Source organism: Burkholderia sp. PR2, from assembly GCF_052372875.1.
Taxonomy (GTDB): Bacteria; Pseudomonadota; Gammaproteobacteria; order Burkholderiales; family Burkholderiaceae; genus Burkholderia; species Burkholderia diffusa.
The window spans coordinates 2921987-2939244 of the sequence record NZ_JBQRWH010000004.1 but is presented as its reverse complement, the minus strand read 5'-3'; the positions used below and the strand labels follow the sequence as shown (position 1 = coordinate 2939244).

At 70.4% G+C, this 17258-nt stretch carries 15 protein-coding genes; 5 read left to right on the top strand and 10 right to left on the bottom strand.

All coding sequences use genetic code 11. From position 1 onward, the window contains the following. Positions 1-23: 23 nt before the first annotated feature. The 6 genes from ACT2FV_RS30760 to ACT2FV_RS30735 form a co-directional block, all read right to left on the bottom strand. Positions 24-908 carry a polysaccharide deacetylase family protein gene (locus ACT2FV_RS30760; RefSeq protein ID WP_444505344.1) on the bottom strand — a complete coding sequence of 295 codons (885 nt, stop codon included), beginning with the start codon at positions 906-908 and terminating at the stop codon, positions 24-26. Next, positions 905-3385 carry an MMPL family transporter gene (locus ACT2FV_RS30755; RefSeq protein WP_444505343.1) on the bottom strand — a complete coding sequence of 827 codons (2481 nt, stop codon included), beginning with the start codon at positions 3383-3385 and terminating at the stop codon, positions 905-907. The genes ACT2FV_RS30760 and ACT2FV_RS30755 overlap by 4 nt, the downstream gene beginning before the upstream one ends. Then, positions 3385-4029, bottom strand: coding sequence for a LolA-related protein (locus tag ACT2FV_RS30750; protein WP_059607724.1), 645 nt, complete (start codon positions 4027-4029; stop codon positions 3385-3387). Before ACT2FV_RS30750 ends, ACT2FV_RS30755 begins: the two co-directional genes overlap by 1 nt. After that, positions 4026-5000 (bottom strand): LpxL/LpxP family acyltransferase, encoded by a 975-nt coding sequence (locus ACT2FV_RS30745; RefSeq protein WP_444505342.1) that lies wholly within the window; start codon positions 4998-5000, stop codon positions 4026-4028. Before ACT2FV_RS30745 ends, ACT2FV_RS30750 begins: the two co-directional genes overlap by 4 nt. Further along, positions 4997-6757 carry an AMP-binding protein gene (locus ACT2FV_RS30740; RefSeq protein ID WP_444505341.1) on the bottom strand — a complete coding sequence of 587 codons (1761 nt, stop codon included), beginning with the start codon at positions 6755-6757 and terminating at the stop codon, positions 4997-4999. Before ACT2FV_RS30740 ends, ACT2FV_RS30745 begins: the two co-directional genes overlap by 4 nt. 65 nt (positions 6758-6822) lie before the next feature. Then, positions 6823-7467: a hypothetical protein gene (locus ACT2FV_RS30735; protein ID WP_174919616.1), complete on the bottom strand. Its 645-nt coding sequence runs from the start codon at positions 7465-7467 to the stop codon at positions 6823-6825. Positions 7468-8031: 564 nt separating this feature from the next. Here ACT2FV_RS30735 and ACT2FV_RS30730 point away from each other — a divergent pair. From ACT2FV_RS30730 to ACT2FV_RS30710, 5 genes are all read left to right on the top strand, one after another. Continuing rightward, a complete protein-coding gene (locus ACT2FV_RS30730) occupies positions 8032-8316 on the top strand; it encodes a phosphopantetheine-binding protein (protein WP_082722004.1) in 285 nt (94 codons plus the stop codon). A 115-nt stretch (positions 8317-8431) separates the two neighbouring features. Next, positions 8432-9148, top strand: a complete 717-nt coding sequence (gene fabG / locus ACT2FV_RS30725; RefSeq protein ID WP_444505340.1) for a 3-oxoacyl-ACP reductase FabG — start codon at positions 8432-8434, stop codon at positions 9146-9148. A 175-nt stretch (positions 9149-9323) separates the two neighbouring features. Next, entirely contained in the window at positions 9324-10535 is a 1212-nt protein-coding gene (locus ACT2FV_RS30720; protein ID WP_444505339.1) for a chorismate transformation enzyme, FkbO/Hyg5 family, read from the top strand. Between the two features lie 110 nt (positions 10536-10645). Beyond that, positions 10646-11452, top strand: coding sequence for a glycosyltransferase family 2 protein (locus tag ACT2FV_RS30715; RefSeq protein ID WP_059607714.1), 807 nt, complete (start codon positions 10646-10648; stop codon positions 11450-11452). A 150-nt stretch (positions 11453-11602) separates the two neighbouring features. Then, a complete protein-coding gene (locus tag ACT2FV_RS30710; protein WP_059607712.1) occupies positions 11603-12364 on the top strand; it encodes a M48 family metalloprotease in 762 nt (253 codons plus the stop codon). A gap of 113 nt (positions 12365-12477) precedes the next feature. Here the strand turns inward: ACT2FV_RS30710 and ACT2FV_RS30705 are convergent, their stop codons facing one another. From ACT2FV_RS30705 to ACT2FV_RS30690, 4 genes are read right to left on the bottom strand one after another with little or no spacing between them, the layout of a single operon-like run. Continuing rightward, the gene (locus ACT2FV_RS30705) at positions 12478-14187 is read right to left on the bottom strand and encodes a lactate permease LctP family transporter (RefSeq protein ID WP_444505338.1); all 1710 of its coding nucleotides are present in this window, start codon (positions 14185-14187) and stop codon (positions 12478-12480) included. Between the two features lie 51 nt (positions 14188-14238). Beyond that, positions 14239-15684, bottom strand: coding sequence for a LutB/LldF family L-lactate oxidation iron-sulfur protein (locus ACT2FV_RS30700; RefSeq protein WP_444505337.1), 1446 nt, complete (start codon positions 15682-15684; stop codon positions 14239-14241). After that, positions 15681-16394: a LutC/YkgG family protein gene (locus ACT2FV_RS30695; RefSeq protein WP_444505336.1), complete on the bottom strand. Its 714-nt coding sequence runs from the start codon at positions 16392-16394 to the stop codon at positions 15681-15683. The genes ACT2FV_RS30700 and ACT2FV_RS30695 overlap by 4 nt, the downstream gene beginning before the upstream one ends. Next, positions 16391-17191: a (Fe-S)-binding protein gene (locus ACT2FV_RS30690; protein ID WP_175817069.1), complete on the bottom strand. Its 801-nt coding sequence runs from the start codon at positions 17189-17191 to the stop codon at positions 16391-16393. Before ACT2FV_RS30690 ends, ACT2FV_RS30695 begins: the two co-directional genes overlap by 4 nt. Between the last annotated feature and the right edge of the window lie 67 nt (positions 17192-17258).

Below are 17258 nucleotides of genomic sequence, written 5' to 3'. Positions count from 1 at the left end.
GCTGGCGGGCGCGCCGGGCAGGGTCAGATTTTATCAAACGGGGGGGCCGGCGTGCCGGGCTGGGCGGGCGATTCGGGCGCGAGCGCGGCGCGCAGCGTGGTCCAGTGCAACTGCGCATCGGCGGCCGCGCGCAGCAGCGCCGGCAGCACGTCGAGCACGACCGGTTCGCCGCGCGCGTCGCGTGCCGCGTGGCCGTCGTGCACGAGCAGGATGTCGCGCGGCGCCAGACCGTCGAGCAGGCGGCGCGTGACGATGTCCGCGTCGCTCGCGCGCGTGTCGAAGCCGCGGCGCGTCCAGCTGGCGAGCCGCAGGCCGAGCTCGCACAGCACCGGCTCGAGAAATGGATTGCGCAGGCCGGCCGGCGCGCGGAAGAAGCGCGGGCGCGTGCCGGCGATCTCGGTCAGCGTCTGCTGCGCGGCCGCGATCTCGCGCCGCAGCGCGGCGGGCCCCGACAGCGAGAACGTATGCCGGTGCCGCTGGCTGTGGTTCTCGACCGCATGGCCGCGCGCGACGATCGCTTCTATCCACCGCGGATGGCGGCGCGCGAGATCGCCGATGCAGAAGAACGTCGCGCGCGCATCGTGACGATCGAGCAGGTCGAGCACACGCGGCGTGACGTCGGGGTCCGGGCCGTCGTCGATCGTCAACGCGATCCGACGGCCGGCGCCGTCCGGCAGGCGCGTCCAGTTCGGTCCGAGCAGCGCGCTGCGCGGCCACAGGCCGGCGGCAGTCAGCGCGAGATGCGACGCGACCACGCCGCCGGCTGCCCACGGCCATGCAGCCGGTTGCGCGACGACGGCCGCGAGCGCGCCCGCGTGCAGCGCGGCAGTACCCGCGATCAGCGGCGTCGGTTTCCAGCGGCGCGCATCGCCGGGCTGCCGCGGTGGAACGGACGACGGCGCGTTCATGCGCGGGCTCCTGTCAGGTGGGGACGAGCGCTGCTCGTCGCTGCGGCGCGTGGCGCGAGAATCGCGGCGAACGCGAGCGCGAGCATCGCGCCAGGGCCGACGGTCAGCCCGAAGGTTTCGAGCAGCGGCACGCGCGACAGCGCGAGCAGGCCGAAGCCGGCCACCGTCGCGAGGTTCGCGATCAGCAGCGACACGAGCGTGTGCGGCGTGACCGGTTGTGCGTCGTCGCGCTTGTTGAAGAACAGCGCATAGTTCGAGCCGACCGCGACGATCAGCAGCATCCCGACGAGATGCAGGATGGTCAGCGGCACGCCGGCGAGCGCGAAGCCGGCCGTCACCACCAGCACGGCCGCGACCAGCGGCGCGAGCGCGCGCACGACGCGACGCGGCGAGCGCAGCGCGATCAGCAGCAGCACGGCGATCGCCGCGAAACCCGCGAGCGACAGCCGGATGTCCTCGTGCACGTAGTTCACGTACAGGCGGTCGGCCTCGGCCTTCATGTCGACGAACAGCGCATCCGGCACGCCGGCGCGCGCGACCGCCGCGCGGATCGGCGCGGCATCGAGCGCCGGCGTGGCCGCCGACGCGGTACGTGCGGTATCAGGCGCGCGCAGCGGCAACATCGCGCTCCAGCGGCCCGCGCGCTCGGTCAGCAGCGCGTCGACGGCGAGCGCCATCGACGTGCCGCGCAGGTCCGCGCGCGTGATCGGCGGCGCGCGGCGTGCGGTCTCGACATCGGCGATGAACGGTGCGAACAGCTCGGGCCGGACCGAGATCGGCTGGTTCGCGACGGCCGCCCGCATGCGCGTGGCAAGCACGTCCGCGTCCGGCAGGCTCGCCTGGCGCGCGCGCTGCGCGGCTTCGCTCGGCAGATAGCGCGCGGGACTTTCGAAGCCCGCGAGCGTGCCGCGATCGACGAGCGGCTGCAATTGCGCGGCGACCTGTTCCGCGCGTTCGAGCGCGGCCTGTTCGGTCGGCGCGGAAATCATGACGAGGTAGCGCACGTCCGGCGCGCCGACATCGGCGCGCAGGCGTGCGTCGAGTGCCTGCGCGCGGGCGGGAACGGGGCTCAGCGCTGCAAGCTCGCGGCTCCACAGGCCGTCGCGATGCAACACGAGCGTCGCGCACGCGGCGAGCACGAGCGCGGCGAGCGGCCAGCGCAGCCGCGGCGCCGCGGCGGCCGCACGCGCGAGCACCGCGCCGACGCGCGACACGTCGCGAATCGCGACGTGCTCGCCGCGCAGGTGAGGCAGCACGAAGCGCGTGACGAGCGCGGCGGCCATCAACCCGGCGATCGAGTACAGCCCGAGCTGCACGAGGCCCGGAAAACCGGAGAACAGCATCGACGCAAAGCCGCACACGGACGTCAGCACGCCGAGCCTGATCGTCGGCCAGTACGCGGCGACCCATGCGCGCGTCGCGTCGGCAGGCCGCGCGGTGCCGCGCGCGCCGACCTGCGCCGATTGCACGAACAGGTAGATCGAATAGTCGACGGCTTCGCCGATCAGCGTCGTGCCGAAGCCGAGCGTCAGCCCGTGGACCGTGCCGAACACGATGCTGACCGCCGCGATGCCGGCCGCGATGCCTGTCAGCACCGGCAGCAGCCCCAGCGCGAGCGTGCGCGGCGAGCGGTACAGCGTCATCAGCAGCGCGACGATCAGCACGACGCTCGCCGTCGACAGCCGCTCGACGTCGTGCCGGATCGTGTCGCGCGTGTCGACCGAGAACACGCCGGGGCCGGTCATCGCGAGCGTGTACGCGGCGCGGTTCGACAGCGTCTGCGTCGCGGCGGAGAACGCGTGGCGCACCGCGTCGATCGCGCGCGCCTGCGCGTCGGTGTCGGAGCCGGCGGCGGCCGTCTGCACGACCAGCACCGCGCGCGTGCCGTCGCGCGACGTCCACACGCCATCGCGCATCGCGGGCTGCGCGCCGCTGTCGAGCTGGTCGACGAGTGCGGTCACTTCGCCGGTCGGGTCGCGCGGCAACATCGCCTTCGCGACGAGGCCCGCCGTCGAGCTCAGCAGGTCGAGGCTGTCGCCGAGCGCCTGGTGCAGGCCGCCCGCGCTGAAGCGTTGCGGCGAGACGGCCGGGCTCAGCAGATAACGATGGTCGAACACGAACTGCCGGTCTTGCACGTCGTTGACCGCTTCGCCGTTGTTGATCGCCGAGAATTGCCGGTCGGCGCGCAGCGTGCCGGCGACGCGCCGCGACAGCGCGGCGCGCGTGGCCGCATCGCCGCCGTCGATCGCGACGAGGATCAGCCGCGACACGATGCCGTCACGCAGTTGATCGACGAGCACGCGCTGCCCGGCGCTCGGCGCGCTCGGCAGGAATGCGGACAGGTCAGCCGTGAAATTCGCACGGGCGATCGCGATCCCGCATGCGACGAGCGCAACCAGCCACACGAGCACGGCGCGCTGCCGCCACGCGGACGGGCGATGCGCGACGGGGGCGGTCGGCCGGGTGCGCTCGTCCATCACTTCGCCGGGACGGGTTGCAGGCGCATCGTCGAATGGTCGCCGTCGGCCTGCCGGATCGCGACGCTGCGCAACTCGTCGCGCGAGCCCTCGAGCGTGATCGTGCTGACGACCTTCAGCATCCGCGAATCGAGCGGCGTGAGCATCAGCGTCCAGTCGTCGCCGCGACCGGCGAGTGCGACCTTGTAGACCTGCTCGAGCGCGTAACGATTGCCGGCGAGCGTCGCGCGGATGCTGTCGATGAACGCGCCGAGTTCCGGATAGCGCGCGAGCGCGAGCGTGTACTTGCGGTTGTTGCGCTCGACGGTGAGCATGTCGCCGTCGACGACGAGATGTTCTGGCTTCGGGCTCAGCGTGTGCTTCTCGAGGTGATCGGGCGCGACGAACACGAGTTCGCCCGACGATTCGAGCGGTTGCGCGGCGATCGATAGCGTCTTCGTCTCGATGAACGTCGCGCGTCCGGACTTGTGCTGCGCGAGCGTCGACATCAGCCGGTCGAGGGTCCACGCCGCACCGGTGTCGGCCGCGTGCGCGGGCAGCGCGAGCGCGACGGCGGCCGTGATGGCGAACGTGCGCGCCGAGCGGCGCAGCGCGGGCGCGGACGGTAGCGGGAACAGCGACAGGAAGCGGAGAACGGCGGTCATGCGTCGGAATCCCTCGTGGCGGACAGGTTGGCGCACGCGCGCGCATCGTCGCGGCGCGCGGCGGCCGTGCCGGTCTGCCAGAAATCGAAATAGTTGAACCAGTTGTACGGGGCCGTGCGGCAATACCTGTCGAGCAGCGCGACGTAGCGCGCGAGCGCCGCGTCGACGGCCGCCGCGCGCGCGTCGCGGCGCACGTCGGAGAAATCGGCGAGCGTCTCGAAGTGCACGTCATAGCGGTTGCCGTCGCGATAGAGGCCCGTCATGAACAGCACCGGGCGCCGCAGCATCGCGGCCATGTACAGCGGCCCGAGCGGGAACGCGGCCGGTGCGCCGAGCAGCGGCAGCCGCCGCATCGAGGTTGCTGCATCGTCGAGCAGCGTGCGGTCGGCGAGCATGCCGACCATGCAGTTCGCGTCGAGACGCTCGCGCACCTTCAGCATCGAGTCGACTTGCCCGAGCGGAATCACGTCCGGTTTCGCGGCCGGGTTCACGGCGGCGAGCGTCGCGTTGATCTTGCGCGCGTTCTCTTCGAACATCGTGACGACGACGCGCAGGTCCGGACGCGTGCGGCCGATCGCGCGCACGACTTCGAAGCTGCCGAGGTGCGCGCCCATCAGGAATGCGCCGCGCCCGCCGGCGAGCGCATCGTCGACCCGCGTTTCGCCATGCAGCCGGATGTCGAACAGGTCGAAGCGGCCGTTCATCAGGTAGATGCGGTCGTGGATCGTCGCCGCGAACGTGAACACGTGCCGGTACACGTCGCGCCAGCGCACTGGACGGCCGAGCACGCGGCGCAGATAGTCGCGTGACGCCGAGCAGGCGACCGGCGAGAACAGCACGAAATAGGTCGCGATGGCATGCAGCACGACACGCGACGGCCGCCGGCCGAACCGCAGCGAGATCCAGGTCATCGCGCGCAGCAACGCCGCGTTGCTGCGTTCCTGGCGCTCGGCCCATGCGGTGCGCTTCATGGCCGTGCACCCTCCTGCGCGGCGGCCGGTGCGGACAGCACGCCGGTGGCGACGTCGCGTGCGCCGGCGCGCAGCGTGAAGCGGATCGCGCCGCCGGCCGCTGCATCGAACGCGAGATCGAGCGGCTCGCCGGGCGCGACCGGGCTCAGGAATTTCGCGGAAGCCAACCGCCACGTGTGCAGCGGGCGGTTCAGCGACGCACCGAGCGCGGCGATCGCGTGATCGAGCAGCACGACGCCCGGCACGATCGGATGACCGGGGAAATGACCGGGCAGCGCCGGGTGATCGGCGGGAATCGTGAACGCGAGCGGCGCAGCCGTCACGGCGCGCTCGTCCGCTTCGGCCGCTGCGGCCCGCGTGTGCCGTGCGACGAGCGCGGCGAGCACGTCGCGCGGCAGCTTGCCCGTTTCGTTGCGCGGCAAAGCGTCGACGAACACGAGCGGACGCGGCATGAACGCGGGATCGATCCGTTCGCGCAGCGCGCGCTGCAGGTCGGCCGCGGCGAGTGTCGGCGCGACCACGAGCGCGACGAGCCGCGTGACCGGTTCGCGGGTCGCATCGGCATCGGCCGGCGTGGCGTCGTCCGGCATGAAGAACACGCCGTCGACGACGTCGGCGATCGCGTTCAATTGGTGATTCAGATAGGCGAGCGACGTGCGCTTGCCTGCGATGTTGACGAGGTCTGCCTTGCGGCCGTGCAGCAGGAAGCGGCCGTCGCCGAGCAGTTCGAGCGCATCGCCCATCGGTACGGGGGTTTCGACGTGTCCGCCCGACGCCCACACGGTCGGACCGCTGTCGTCGCCTGCGGTGTCGCGGCCCGGCGCGTCATGTGCCGGGCGTGCGTCGAGGCGGATGCCCGGGAACAGCTGCCACGTCGCGCCTTGCGACGTGCGGCGCGTCGCGATCTGGCCGGTCTCGGTGCTGCCGTAGATCTCGACGAGCGGCGCATCGAGCGCGGCCTCGGCTTCGCACGCGAGCTTTTCCGACAGCGGCGCGGTGGCGGACAGCACGAGCGCGGCCGGCGGCAGCGCATGGCCGGCCGACAGCAGCGCGCGCAGGTGAATCGGCGACGTGACGAGCACGCGCGGCTGCGGGATCGCGGCGAGTTCGTCGCGAATGTCGACGGGGTAGAACGGCTGGCGGTTGCTGAACGCGAGGCCGCCGATCAGTGCGAGCAGCACCGTCGACTCGAAGCCGTACATGTGTTGCGCGGGCACGGTGCCGATCAGCGTGGCCGCGCGGCCGTCGAGCAGGCCGAGGCGGTCGGCCGCCGCGCGCACGCAGCCGACCAGGAAGCCCCAGGTCTTGCGATGCGGTACCGGCGCGCCGGTCGAGCCCGACGTGAACACGTACGCCATGATTCGCGACGCGTCGATCTGCGGCACCACGCACGGCGCGTCGTCGGGGAGGTCGACGGGTGCGGCGTCCGGATAGGCGAAGCGCGGCAGGTCGATCGTGCAGTCCGGCGCGTCGTGCAGGCAGAACGCGTCCGGTGCGAACGACGCGAGCTGGCGCACCATCTCCGGCGTGTGTGTCGACGGCAGCAGGCTGATCCTGCCGGTGACGAGCGCCGCGCACAGGCTGACGGCGAAGCGGTAGCGATCGCGGCACACGTTGAACACGTGGCCGCCGGCGGGCAGCGCGGCGGCCACGCGCGCGACGTCGGCGACGAACGCGCGCACGCTGACGGGCGTGCCGTCGCGCCAGGCAATCACCTGGTCCGGCGAGGAATGGAACACCAGCGGGTAAGTCGGCATAAATCGGCGAAAGCGGGAGACGGTCACCGGCGCGGCCGCGATGCGGCGCCGCGCCGGTCATGAATTCATCGTGACGGCTGCGTCGACGCGCGGTACGCGCGCACCGCGTCGATCATCCTCGGCCGTGCGTCGTGCGGCAGTGCGAAGCGCCGGCACGCATGCTCGGCGGCGAACATCACCGCGACGAGCGGCAGCGACAGGTAGTTCGCGAACGTCGACCATGCGACGATCGGCGCGGTCGCGAACAGCAGCGTCGACACGGCGGCGATCGCGACGAAGAACAGCGTCCATGCGAACGTGATGCGCCGCGTGTAGATCGCGACGGCCGGCGTGATCGTGCCGTGGATCATGGTCGCGAAGCGCGTGCACAGCGGCACCTGGCCGGCCGCGAGCGTGCGGCCGAACAGCAGCGCCAGCGCGAGGTTGAAGCTCGCGTGCTCCAGATACAGGCCCCATTCGAAATGGCGCGCGAGCGGAATGCGCGCGGCCCACAGCGCGGCCGCGGCGAGCAGCCATGCGGGCACCAGCCATCCACGCCTCGGCGAGCGCAATGCCGCGCCGAGCGCGAGCAGCAGCGGCGGCACGAGCGCCATCGCGAGGCCGAAGCCGTGCGCGCCGGGAGTCGTGGCCGCGTAGTGCGCGCCGATCTGGTACGCCGCCACCGCGGCGACCGCGCCGACGCCGCGTGCGATGCCGAGCGGCGAGGTCATCGCGGCGCTCCGGGCGCGCGGCGCGTGCGCGCATTGCTGTCGTCCGTCGCGGCGCGGCGGCGGACGGGCGGGCAAACCGGGGCGAGACGAATGGACGGGCGCGGCATGGCTGCTGGAAACATCGGACGGATCGCGGCCGGACGCATTCGTCGGGCCGTCAAACATCATATGAATGGCGGCCGGGACGCGTGTCCGGGCCGGCTGTCGTGCATGCACATTTTAGGGCCGCGGCGCGGCGGTTCGAGGTCGACGCAGCCGGGTTTTGTAACCGAATGTATGGCAGCGCACTGAACCTTTCGCGGCGGCGATTCATTTCCGCCCGAAGCGGCTCAAGCGTCTGCTGCGATCGGGGCCCGAAACCGGCCGCGGCGGGGGCCTTCAGTCTGTAACCAATCCCCGTATACGTGCCGATACCCATCGTCTAGAATCCGCGTAACTTTTACAAACGACCCCCAATAACGCAGGCGGGGAAGCCGGCAGACGCCGGAGGGACGGAGATTCGCGCGCGCTTCGCACGCGCCGGGCGTGCACGACGATTGCCGTTTCCGGGTGCCTCCCGCTGCCATGGGCCGCCTGCCCGCAAGCATGATGAACGCACTGGAACAAGAGCTCGCCACGCTGATCATCGGCGAACTGAATCTCGAAGACGTCCCGCTCGAAACGGTGACGGCCGGGACCCCGCTGTATGGCGAGGGCTTCGGGCTCGACTCCATCGACATCCTGGAAATCGCGCTGCTGATCTCGAAGAAATACGGCTTCGAGCTGCGCTCGGACAATCCGGACAACCAGAAGATCTTCGCGACGCTCGGCGCGCTTGCCGAGTACGTCGCCGCGCATCGCACCAAGTGACGGCGGCGCGCGCGAACGCGACGCGGCACGCAGACGATGACGGCACGCGGCGGCGGTCGCTGGACGAACCACGGCCGCGTCGATCGAGAGGAAACGCCATGAACGGAGCAATGCGATGCGGGCGCTCGTAACGGGTGGCAGCGGCGCACTCGGGCAGGCGATCTGCGCGGCGCTCGCGCAGGCCGGCCACGAAGTCTGGGTGCACGCGAACCGGAATCTCGCGCAGGCGGAGGCGGTCGCGCAGCAGATCGTCGCGGCCGGCGGCACCGCGCATGCGATTGCATTCGACGTGACCGACGCCGATGCGACGCTCGCCGCGCTCGCGCCGTTCATCGACGACGCACCGGTGCAGATCCTCGTCAACAACGCGGGCATTCACGACGACGCCCCGATGGCCGGCATGTCGCGCCGGCAGTGGCATAGCGTGATCGACGTGACGCTCAACGGTTTTTTCAACGTGACGCAGCCGTTGCTGCTGCCGATGATCCGCACGCGGCGCGGCAGGATCGTCAACATCGCGTCGGTCGCCGGCGTGACCGGCAACCGCGGGCAGGTCAACTACGCGGCCGCGAAGGCGGGGCTGATCGGCGCGACGAAGTCGCTGTCGCTGGAGCTCGCCTCGCGCGGCATCACGGTGAATGCGGTCGCGCCCGGCATTATCGAATCGCCGATGGCCGACCATGCATTTCCCGCCGAACGGATCAAGCAGCTCGTGCCGGTGCAACGCGCGGGCCGGCCCGACGAAGTCGCGGCGATGGTCGCGTTTCTGGTATCCGATGCGGCCGCTTATGTGACGGGACAAGTGTTGTCCGTCAACGGCGGGCTCGCATGACGACGCGCGCGGTGTCGGCCTGACGCGAAGCAACGGCGCGCAACGCGGCGCGTGGCCACGACGCCGCGAGCCCGCACCGCATAGTGAGGAAATCGAAGTGTCAGTGTATCCAGTCGACGCCGAACGGCGAGCGTGTTCCCCGTCGTCCGCCACGACCGCGGTCGCGCGCGAACACATGACAGGCGGAGCCGTCGCATCGCGGGCTGGCATCTCGCCCGCCGCGAACGGCGGCAACCGTGCGCTGCGACTCGTCCAGATCGATCATGCGCGGCTGGCTGCGCTGCTGCACGCTGCGCGGCAGCGGGGCGACGCATTCGACCACGTGTTCCCCGGTGCGCTCGGTGCGGTCTGCATCGGTGCGGCCGGAGCGCCGACCGACGCGATGGCCAGCATGCTTGCCGCCGCCGTGCCCGACCTGCCGCGCGCACCGGTGCAGATGGCGCTGCTCGACGCCGGCGGCCACGCACGCGCCGGTGCGGTCTGCGAAATCTGGCAGTGCGACGCGCCCGATCTGCGCAGCGAGCGACGCGGCGCACTGCAGTATCGCTACAGCGAAACGGCGGGGCTCGTGTTCGGCAGCATCGTCGTGCAGGAAGAGCAGGAAGCGGCCGATGCGGATCGCGACGGCGGCACGCCGCTCGAGCGCGCGACATACGATGCATACCGCGCGCTGTTCGACGTGCTCGATGCGCTCGGCATTGCGCATCCGCTGCGAATCTGGAATACCGTGCCCGCGATCAACGCGCTGCAGTTCGGGATCGAGCGCTATCGTCAGTTCAATATCGGCAGGCAGCGTGCGTTCGACGCGTGCCGTCGCGCGCTGACGGGCAGCGTGCCGGCGGCCTGCGCGCTTGGCTCGGTCTTGCCCGTCACGGGCGACACGCCGCCGGCCGCGCCGCTCGCGATCCATTTCATCGCGACCCGCACGCCGGCCGATCCGGTCGAGAACCCGCGCCAGGTCAGCGCGTATCACTACCCGGCGGAGTACGGCCCACGTGCGCCGACGTTCGCGCGCGCGGCCGCGTGGCCGGACGACGATGCCGCGCCGCTGCTGTTCGTGTCGGGCACCGCCAGCATCGTCGGGCATCGCACCGTGCATCGTGGCGACGTCGTCGCGCAAACACGCGAGACGATCGCGAACCTGGCCGCCGTGCTCGAGCAGGCCGCGCGACAGGGGCACGGCCCGTTCGCGCTCGCCGACCTGAACTACCGCGTCTACGTGCGCGACGCCGGCGATGCCGTGGCGCTCGCCGCGATCGAACGCGCGCTGCGCGATGCGGCGGGCTCCGGCGTGCGGCCGTTGTTCGTCCACGCGGACGTGTGCCGCGACGATCTGCTGGTCGAGATCGAAGCGAGCGCCGGCCATCCGCTGGAGCACCTGTCGTGAAGCGCGCGGGCCTGTCGCTGCGCGAAGGCGGCGTCGACGAAGCCTGTCGGCAGTCGCCTGCAGGTCATAAACTTTTGTCAGGATCCTCGTCTTCGCAATCGGCCGTTCCCATGTTCAAGCTGCACGCCTCGTCCACCCATCTCGTACTGATTCCGAGCTACAACCCGGGCGTCAAGGTCGACACGACCGTGCGCAACGCCCGCGCGCAGTGGAACCCGGTGTGGGTCGTCGTCGACGGCAGCACCGACGGCAGCGCCGAGCGACTGCAGGCGATGGCCGAGCGCGACCCCGGGCTGCGAGTGATCGTGCTGCCGGAGAACCGCGGCAAGGGCGCCGCGGTGCTGGCCGGGCTCGACGCGGCGGCCGCAAGCGGCTTCACGCACGTGCTGACGATGGACTCCGACGGCCAGCATCCGGCCGACCTGATTCCCGAATTCATGGCCGCGTCGCAGGCGGCGCCGGATGCGATGGTGCTGGGCCTGCCGAAGTTCGACGCGAGCGCGCCGCAGCTGCGCGTGCAGGGCCGGCGGCTGTCGAACGGATGGGCCGACCTCGAGACGCTATGGGCCGGGATCGGCGATTCGCTGTACGGCTTCCGCGTGTACCCGGTCGCTCCGCTCGCCGCGATCATGCATCGCCAGCCGTGGATGCGCGGTTTCGACTTCGATCCGGAAGCCGCCGTGCGGCTGTGCTGGGCCGGGGTTCGACCGATCCGCATCGAAGCGCCGGTGCGCTACTTCGGCGCGCACGAGGGCGGCGTGTCGCATTTCCACTATGGCCGCGACAACGCGCTGCTCGCGTGGATGCACCTGCGGCTCTTCGCCGGTTTTGTGGTGCGGCTGCCGATGCTGGTTGCGCGGCGGCTCACGCGCCGGTCGCGTTCGACGTTCAGCCGGTCATCCGGTCACGGCGATTGATGACGTGATTGCTATCAAATGACTGAGTAATCGCGCCGTTCGTTTCGAATCGGTGAGTAATCAAGCTGTCATTTGATGTAAACGTCTGGTAATTTTCTGCCGGATTATGCAAAATCCCCGCTTCCAAATACAACTACCGAGGGATCCGGGATGCATATCAAGAAAGCGGCGGCAGCGTGTGGCATGGCGTTCCTGTTGAGCGCATGCGGCGGCGTGCAGAATCTCGACGCGAACAGCCTGACGTCGGCGGGGACCAGCCTGTTCAAGGCGGCGACGCTGTCCGACACCGACATCGCGGCGCTGTCGAACGACTCGTGCAAGGCGAGCGACGCCGAATCGAAGATCGCCGCGCCGAACAGCGCGTACTCGAAGCGCCTGACGAAGGTGATGAAGGGCTTCGGCGACATGACGCTGAACGGCCAGAAAATCAACTACAAGGTCTACGTGACCAAGGACGTCAACGCGTGGGCGATGGGCAACGGCTGCGTGCGCGTGTACAGCGGCCTGATGGACATGATGAACGACGACGAACTGCGCGGTGTGATCGGTCATGAAATGGGCCACGTCGCGCTGGGTCACTCGAAGAAGGCGATGCAGACCGCCTACGCGGTCAGCGCGGCACGCACCGCGGCCGGTGCGGCATCACCGGGCGTCGCGGCCCTGACGAGCTCGCAGCTCGGCGACATCACCGAGAAGTTCATCAACGCGCAATTCTCGCAAACGCAGGAAAGCGCGGCCGACGACTACTCGTTCGACCTGATGAAGCAGAAGAACATGAACCAGAAGGGCCTCGTCACCGCGTTCCAGAAGCTTGCACAGCTCGATGGCGGCAAGAGCTCGATGATGAGCTCGCACCCGTCGTCGGCTAGCCGTGCGCAGCACATCCAGGATCGCATCGCGAAGGGCAGCTGATCGCCGCCGGGGGCGCCGGCCGCGTTCGGCGCCCGGGATGAACGAAACCCCACGCTCTTGCGGGCGTGGGGTTTTTGTTTTTCGGGGAACCGGAAAAGGGCCGTGCCTCTTGCTTACGGCACCATCCCCGGCAGCACGTAGGCCTGCACGAGCGTGATCAGGCCCACGATCACCGCGAACAACAGGCTGTGGCGCACCGTGAAGCGGAACAGCTCCGATTCCTTGCCGACGAGGCCGGTCGCTGCGCATGCCACCGCGATCGACTGCGGCGAGATCATCTTCGCGGTCACGCCGCCCGTGGTGTTCGCGGCGACCGCGAGCGTCTCGGGCACGCCGAGCTGATGGGCTGTGGCCTGCTGCAGCGAGCAGAAGAGGGCGTTCGACGACGTGTCCGAGCCGGTCAGGAACACGCCGAGCCAGCCGAGGAACGGCGAGAAGAACGGGAACGCGGCGCCGGTCGCGGCCAGCATCAGCGCGAGCGTCGACGACATCCCCGAGTAATTCGCGACGAATGCGAACGCGAGCACGAGGCCGATCGACAGGATCGGGCGCGTGAGTTCCTTCAGCGTCTCGCCGAACGTGACGAGCGCGTCGCGCGGCTTCATCCGCAACAGCGCCATCGAGATCAGCGCGGTCACGAGGATCGCGCTGCCCACCGCCGACACCAGATCGATCTTCAGCACGGCGTCGAGCGCCTTCGGCGTCGCGGCGATCGGCGCGGTCTTCACGACGAGCTGGTCGAGCCCTGCCACATGGAACTTCAGCACGGTCGACGCGAGCGCGCCGTGCGCGGCGAACAGCGCCTTGAACGGCGCGATGCTCCACACCGTGACGACGGCCGTCAGGATCAGGAACGGCGACCACGCGCGCACGGTCTGTGCGAGCGTGTACGGCGACGCCTGCCTGCTCGTGCCGGTGCCGCTAGCGCCGAACCTGCCCGCGCCGAACCCGGCCAGCGCCGCGCCGCCGCCGGACGCGACGACGCCGCCGGCCGGCTGCTGCGCGGTGCGCGGCTGCCACACCTTCAGGAACGTCGCGAGCGCGACGAGGCTGACGAGCGACGACGTGATGTCCGGCAGCTCGGGCCCGATGTGGTTCGACGTGAAGTACTGCGTGAGCGCGAAGCTGCCGCCCGCGACGAGCGCGGCCGGCCAGGTCTGCCGCACGCCGCGCAGCCCGTCCATCATGAACACGAGCCAGAACGGCACCGCGAGCGACAGCAGCGGCAGCTGGCGGCCGGCCATCGCGCCGATGTGGAATGGGTCGATGCCCGTCACCTGCCCGGCGACGATGATCGGGATGCCCATCGCGCCGAACGCGACCGGCGCGGTGTTTGCAATCAGACACAGTCCGGCCGCATGCAGCGGCTTGAAGCCGAGGCCGACGAGCAGCGCGGCCGTGATCGCGACGGGCGCGCCGAAGCCTGCCGCGCCTTCGAGGAACGCGCCGAACGAGAAGCCGATCAGCAGCATCTGCAGGCGCTGGTCGTCGGTGATCGACAGCACGGACGCGCGGATGATGTCGAACTGGCCGGTCTTCACGACGATCTTGTACAGGAACACGGCCGCGACGATGATCCACGCGATCGGCCACAGGCCGTACGCGAAGCCGAAGCCGGCGGCCGCGAGTGCCTGCGGCACGGGCATGCCGTAAGCGAGGATCGCGACGCCGAGCGCCAGCAGCAGCGTGATCGCGGCCGCGACGTGGCCCTTCATCCGCAACGCGGCGAGCGCGACGAAAAAGAAGATGATCGGGATCGCGGCGACGAACGCCGACAGCCCGAGGCTGCCGAGCGGGGTGTAGATCTGATGCCAAACCTGCATGGTTGTCTCCTCCATGGATTTCTATCGGTACGGGTTTGAAAGCGAGGTGGTCTATTCGGGCTGGCCGCGTGCGCGCAGCAGGTCGGACAGGCTGCGCGGCGCCGGTTCGAGCGGCGTGCGGTGCTGCGTCCAGCCCATCTGTTTCGCGGGCGTCAGCGCGCGCAGGCGTGTCGCCGTCCAGCGGAACGCGCGGTACGCGCGCGGATGCGCGAATGCGCCGGACCAGAAGCGCCACACGAGGTATTCCGCGCGGTTGTAGTTCGCGCCCTGGCCGCGCAGCGGATGCGCGACGGGTTCGTCGGGCTTGCGGTTCGCCTCGGTGCGCAGCCGCACGAGCAGTTGCGGGATCGGGATCCGGACCGGGCACACCTCGCCGCATGCGCCGCACAGCGTCGACGCGGTCGGCAGGTCGGCCGTCGCGTCGAGGCCGAGCAGGTGCGGCGAGATGATCTTGCCGATCGGCCCCGGGTAGGTCGTCCCGTACGCGTGGCCGCCGATGCGCGTGTAGACCGGGCAGTGGTTCATGCACGCGCCGCAGCGGATGCACTGCAGCGTCGCGCGCAGTTGTTCGTCCGCGTAGGCCTGCGTGCGCCCGTTGTCGAGCAGCACGAGATGCAGTTCGCGCGGGCCGTCGCGTTCGCCGTCGCGGCGCGGGCCCGAGATCAGGTTGAAGTAGGTCGTGATCGCCTGGCCGGTGGCCGAGCGCGTGAGCAGGCTCGACAGCGGCACGATGTGCTCGAGTTTCTCGACGACCTTCTCGATGCCCATGATCGCGACGTGCGTGTCGGGCACCGTCGTCGACAGGCGGCCGTTGCCTTCGTTCTCGACGAGCCACAGCGTGCCCGTGTCGGCCGCCGCGAAGTTCACGCCCGACAGGCCGATGTCGGCTTCCGCGAATGCGCGGCGCAGCGCGCGCCGGCCGGTCTGGATCAGCTCGTCGACGTCCTCGGTGTAGCGCGTGCCGGGGATGTGTTTCTCGAACAATCCGGCGATGTCGCCGCGCGTCTTGTGGATCGCCGGCATCACGATATGCGACGGCTTCTCGCCCGCGAGTTGCACGATGAACTCGCCCATGTCGGACTCGATGCAGTCGACGCCGTGATCCGCGAGGTAATGGTTCAGCTCGATTTCCTCGCTCGCCATCGACTTGCCCTTGATCACGCGGCGCGCCTTCTTCGCCTGCGCGATGCCGAGCACGATCGCGTTCGCGTCGGCGGCCGTCTCGGCCCAGTGCACGTGCACGCCGGCTGCCGTGAGCTTCGCCTCCAGCCGCTCGAGCAGCGCGGGCAGTTGCGCGAGCGCGTGCTGCCGCACGGCTTCGCCGAGATCGCGCAGCTGCTGCAGCTCGGTGTCGTCGGGGAACTGGGTCGCGCGCTTGCCCTGCAGGAAGTCCATCGCGCCGCGAAAGCTGCGGCGCAGTGCGGGATCGTCGAGCGCGGCGCGCGCGCGGGCCTTGAAGTCGCCGGGGGCGACGAATTGCAGCGGTTGGTCGCTCATCGCGGCAGGTCCTGGCAGGCGGTTGCGGTCGGTTCGGTGACGATCACGACCCAGAGGTTGCGCGGCCCGTGTGCGCCATACGCGAGGGTCTGCTGGATGTCGGAGGTCTTCGACGGGCCCGACACCAGCACGACGTTGGTCGGCATGCCGGCGTGCCAGCGCTCCGCCTGCACGGCCGCGTGGAGGTCCGCGTGCAGCGTGTTCGCATGGACGAGCGCGACGTGCAGCGGCGGCACCAGCGACACCGTGCGCGGCGTGGCGGCATCGGGCGCGAGCACGATGGTGCCGGTTGCCGCGATGCCCGAGCGCGCGACGGTGAAGCCGGCGTCGATCGTGTCGAACAGTTCGGCTTTCCACACGTCGATCGGCCGGTCGAACGGCACCGGCGCGACCGCGTCGGGCAGCACGCGCGCGAGGGCAGCGGATTCGGCCCGGGCCGGGTCGAGCAGCAGGCGACGCACGCCGGCGTCGGCGAGCCGCGCGGCAAGCTGCGCGGGCCACGCATCGGCGGTGGCGCACCAGACGTCGGCGTGCGACGCGGCGAGTGCGGCCTGCATCGTCTGCGCGAGCGCATGGGAATCGGGGGCGACCGGTGCGCGGCGCGCCGCGTAATGCGTGTCGATGCGCGCATCGAGGGCGGGGGCGGCGTTCGCTGCGACGCCGGGCGCGGCGGCGCGCAGGCGTGCGAGGATGGCGTCGCGCGCGCTCATTGCGCGTCTCCGCGCAGCGAGCCGGCGCCTGCCGTGCGGCGCCACAGGAAGCTCGCGAGATGCTCGACGGGCAGCGTCGCGCCGGCCTTGGCCGCTGCGTGGCCGATGTTCAGCAGGCAGCCGCAGTCCGCCGACACGAGTCGGTCGCAGCCCGTCGCGCAGGCCGATGCGACCTTGTCGTGCACCATCGCGCCGGAGATGTCGGGGTGCTTCAATGAGAACGTGCCGCCAAAGCCGCAGCATTCCGATTCGCGTTCGTGTTCGATGCGCGTGACGCCCGGCAGCGCGTCGACGAGCGCGACGCCGTGCACGCGCGTGCCCATTTCACGGCGGGCCGCGCACGACGTATGCAGCACCACGCGCTCGTCCGGGCCGGCGTTCGTGTCGATGCGGTCGAGCCGCACGTCGAGCACGTGGACGAGGAATTCGGCGAGTTCGTAGGTGCGCTCCGCGATCGCGCGCGCCTTGGGGCCGTGCACGGGGTCGTCGGCGAACAGGGCCGGCCAATGGTGCCGGATCATGCCCGCGCACGAGCCGGACGGCACGATCACGGGCCACGGCTCGGCGAACAGATCGAGCTGCGCGGCCGCGACGCCGTGCGCCTCGTCGGGATTGCCGCTGCTATAGGCCGGCTGCCCGCAGCAGCTCTGGCCGCGCGGATAGTGGACGGTCAGGCCTTCGCGTTCCAGCAGGCGGACCGCGTCGAGCCCGGCTTCGGGGACGAACAGGTCGACCAGGCAGGTCGCGAACAGATAGACGTGCGCGGGGGCGGCGGCGGGGTAGTGCCTTTCGTTCATGTCTCGCTCCAGGGGGCCGGCCCGGCAGGTGAATGCGGGACGACGATTTCGCTGCATAATTCCCGCG